Source organism: Micromonospora sp. DT4 (genome assembly GCF_049841675.1).
Lineage (GTDB): Bacteria > Actinomycetota > Actinomycetes > Mycobacteriales > Micromonosporaceae > Micromonospora.
In genome coordinates this window covers 1-3,513 of record NZ_JBNCKT010000226.1, presented here as the reverse complement: position 1 = coordinate 3,513, position 3,513 = coordinate 1, and the positions used below count along the sequence as shown (strand labels likewise).

General features: G+C 72.2%; 3 protein-coding genes. All 3 read right to left on the bottom strand.

Translation table 11 applies throughout. The annotated features are described in order from the left end of the window. Positions 1 to 103: 103 nt before the first annotated feature. From ACLQ24_RS28985 to ACLQ24_RS28975, 3 genes are read right to left on the bottom strand one after another with little or no spacing between them, the layout of a single operon-like run. Positions 104 to 556 carry a GNAT family N-acetyltransferase gene (locus tag ACLQ24_RS28985; RefSeq protein ID WP_425894916.1) on the bottom strand — a complete coding sequence of 151 codons (453 nt, stop codon included), beginning with the start codon at positions 554 to 556 and terminating at the stop codon, positions 104 to 106. Positions 557 to 578: 22 nt separating this feature from the next. Beyond that, a complete protein-coding gene (locus tag ACLQ24_RS28980) occupies positions 579 to 2,150 on the bottom strand; it encodes an alpha/beta hydrolase (protein WP_425894917.1) in 1,572 nt (523 codons plus the stop codon). A 58-nt stretch (positions 2,151 to 2,208) separates the two neighbouring features. Then, positions 2,209 to 3,324: an ATP-dependent DNA ligase gene (locus ACLQ24_RS28975; protein WP_425894915.1), complete on the bottom strand. Its 1,116-nt coding sequence runs from the start codon at positions 3,322 to 3,324 to the stop codon at positions 2,209 to 2,211. Between the last annotated feature and the right edge of the window lie 189 nt (positions 3,325 to 3,513).

The following is a 3,513-nucleotide window of genomic DNA, read 5'->3' as shown; positions in this document are numbered from 1 at the left end:
AGCGCTCGGGTAACACTCCGGACACCCGTGATGTTCCTACCCCACCAACCATGATCCACAAGACAGGCCCTAGCGCTACCGGCGGGCTGGGGTCTCGGGCGGGTCAGAGCGGGAGCTTCATGCCCTCGTGGCTCGCGACGAAGCCGAGGCTCAGGTAGAAGCGGTGCGCGTCGGTGCGGGACTTGTCCGTGGTGAGCTGGACCAGGGCACAGCCCCGCTGCCGGGCCTGGTCGATGGCCCAGGCCATCAGCTCCCGGCCGACCCCCTGGCCCCGCCGGTCGGAGCGGACCCGGACCGCCTCGACCAGGGCGCGCTCGGCGCCGTGCCGGCCGAGCCCCGGGATGTAGGTGACCTGGAGACATCCGACCAGGTCGCCGCCCTGTTCGGCGACGATCAGGACGTTCCGCAGGTCTGCGCTGATGTCGGCGAACGCCCTTTCGTACGCCTCGTCGACCTGGGTGAAGTCACGAGCCTTGCCCAGGACGTCGTCGGCGAGCAGGGCGATGACGGCGGGCAGGTCCGCGCGAACCGCCTCCCGGAAGATCATGTCGCTCATGCCGGTCAGCCTGGCACAACTGTCACTTGGCCGGGCAGCGCAGGCCCTCGGCGGGGACGGTCAGGTCGATCAGGTACGCGTCGACGGCCCGGGTGATGCAGGAGGTCTGCGGGTACGCGGTGTGCCCCTCGCCCTCCCAGGTGAGTACCCGACCCACACCCAACATGGAGGCGAGCCGACCGGTCTGCTCGTACGGCGTCGCCGGGTCGCCGGTCGTGCCGACCACCACGATCGGCGGGGCGCCGTTGGCCCGGCCCGTCGGGTACGGGTCCCGACCACCCGGCCACTCGACGCAGCTCAACATGCCGACCGCGAGCGCCGGACCGAACAGCGGGTACCTCGTGCGCCACTGCGACTGCAACTGACGGATCTGCTCCCGGCTCGGCTTCTCGGTCTCGTCGGCGCAGTTGACCGCGAGGTTGGCGTCGAACAGGTTCGAATAGTGCCCGTTGCCCTCCCGGCCGGCGTACGAGTCGGCGAGCCGGAACACGTCCTTCGGATCGCCCTCGGCCAGCCGGTCGATGGCTCGCGCCAGCTCCTGCCAGCCGGACTCGGTGTAGAGCGACGAGATGACCGCGTAGAAGACCCAGCCCGCGGTGGCCTCCCGCCCGTCGTCGCCCCGGACCGGGGAGACCTTGGCCTTGTCGACGGCCGAGGTCACGGCGGCGCGGGCGTCCGGAGCGATCGGGCAGCGCGCGGCGTTGGCGGCGCACCAGCGGGTGAAGTTGTCGAACGCCCGCTCGAACCCGCGGGCCTGACTCTCCGAGCCGGCGATCAACCGCTGCTGCGGATCGACGGCGCCGTCGAGCACCAGCGCGCGTACCCGCTGCGGGTAGAGCTGGGCGTAGACGGCACCGAGCAGCGTGCCGTAGGAGTAACCCAGGTAGGTGAGTTTGTCGTCGCCGACGGCGGCGCGGACCGCGTCCATGTCCCGGGCGGCCTGCTCACTGCCGTACAGGGGCAACTGGTCGCCGTAGCGGTCCCCGCAACCGCGCCCGATCCGCTGGCTCAGTCCGGCGAAGCCGTCGAACGCCGCCTGGCTCGCCGGGTCCGGGTCGTAGCCGAAGCTCGCGTCGAGGTCGGCGTCCGAGATGCACTTGACCGGACTGGACCGGGAGACGCCGCGCGGGTCGAAGCCGACGATGTCGAAGCGCTCGGTGACCGAGGCGGGCAGCCCACCGAGCTGGGTCCCGAACGAGAGGTAGACGGCCGTGTCCACACCGGAGCCGCCCGGACCGCCGGGATTGACCACCAGCGAGCTGATCCGGTCCCGCTGTTTGGCGGACCGGGCCCGCAGCAGCGCGATCTCGAAGGTCTGGCCGGCGCCGGGCCCGGCCGTCGCCCCGCCGCCGGTGCCCCAGTCCCGCGGCACCGCGATCCGCGCGCACTCGTAGCGCATGTCCGGCGCGCCCCGCCCCACCAGATCCTCGGCCACCTCCGGGCAGGGCCGCCAGGTGGCCGACGAGCCGGCCGGCGCGGCCTCACCCTGCACCTCGGTACGTGGCGCGAACGCCGGAAGCGTGCAGCCGGCGGTGAGCAGGGCCACCATGGCGAAGGCGACGAGACTGCGACGGACCCGGCGACCGGGTGCCATCCGAGGGTGGTCGGCGGTGCGGCTCACGTGATCCTCCGGTGTCGGGTCGACGGCCAGGCTACGCCGGACCCGTGGCGGCCCGGTCCAGGGTGACCGTCGGATCGCCGCGCAGCACCTGGTCCACGTCGAAGCGGATCGGGCGGTCGAGCTGGTCGTAGCGGCAGGAGCGGGGATCGCGGTCGGGCCGCCACCGGACGAACTGGGCGGTGTGCCGGAAGCGTTCACCCTCCATCGCGTCGTAACCCACCTCGACGACCAGCTCCGGGCGCAGCGGCTCCCACTCCAGGTTCTTGGTGCCGGTCCACCGGCTCACCCCACCCGGGATGCGCTGACCGCGCTCGTGGTCGCCGTGCACCCACGGGTGCTCGCCACCGGTGTCCCGGTAGGGGGCCAGCTCGTCGAGCAGCTCGGCGCGGCGGGCCATGCTGAACGACGCGCTCACCCCGACGTGGTGCAGGACGCCCGCGTCGTCGTAGAGGCCGAGCAGCAGCGAGCCCACCACCGGGCCGGACTTGTGCCAGCGGAAGCCGGCCACCACCGCGTCGGCGGTGCGGGCGTGCTTGACCTTGAACATCAACCGCTTGCCCGGCTCGTACGGCAGGTCGGCCGGCTTGACGATCAGCCCGTCCAGCCCCGCGCCCTCGAAGACGTCGAACCAGCGGCGGGCGGTCTCCGGGTCGGTGGTGACCTGGGTGACGTGCACCGGAGGGCGTACGTCGGCCAGTGCCTGGACCAGCCGCTCCCGGCGGCGCGGGTACGGCTGGTCGAGCAGCGCCTCGTCGCCGATGGCCAGCAGGTCGAAGGCGACGAAGTCGGCGGGCGTGGTCTCGGCCAGCATCTTCACCCGCGACGCCGCCGGGTGGATGCGCTGGGCCAGCAGCTCGAAGTCCAGCCGCGGCTGGCCGGACGGCCCGTCCCGCCGGATCACGATCAGCTCCCCGTCGACCGCGCACCGCTCGGGTAGCTGCCGGCGGGCCTGCTCGACCACCTCGGGGAAGTATCGGGTCATCGACTTGCCGCCCCGGCTGGCCAGCTCGACCTCGTCGCCGTCGCGGAACACGATGCACCGGAACCCGTCCCACTTGGGCTCGTACGTCACACCGGGCGTGGTGGGCAGCTTGGCGACGCTCTTGGCCAGCATCGGCTCGACCGGAGGGTTGATCGGCAGGTCCACGGCGACCAGTCAATCAGACGGGGCCGACAGCCGTGAGGCAGATCACCGTGGGTACGGCGGCGGCGTGTCCGCCCGCGCGACCCTCGTCCTGCCTGGGCGAATCGGATAACCCCAGGTCAGCAACACGGCGCCGTCATCGAGGCGCACCATGGTGCGCGAAGATTCGGTGCTGGTTGGTGGTTGCGGTCC

What these genes read in the sequence shown, in the direction of transcription:
- ACLQ24_RS28985 (WP_425894916.1), bottom strand. Translation starts at nt 556, where the DNA reads ATGAGCGACATGATCTTCCGGGAGGCGGTTCGCGCGGACCTGCCCGCC.
- ACLQ24_RS28980 (WP_425894917.1), bottom strand. Translation starts at nt 2,150, where the DNA reads ATGGCACCCGGTCGCCGGGTCCGTCGCAGTCTCGTCGCCTTCGCCATG.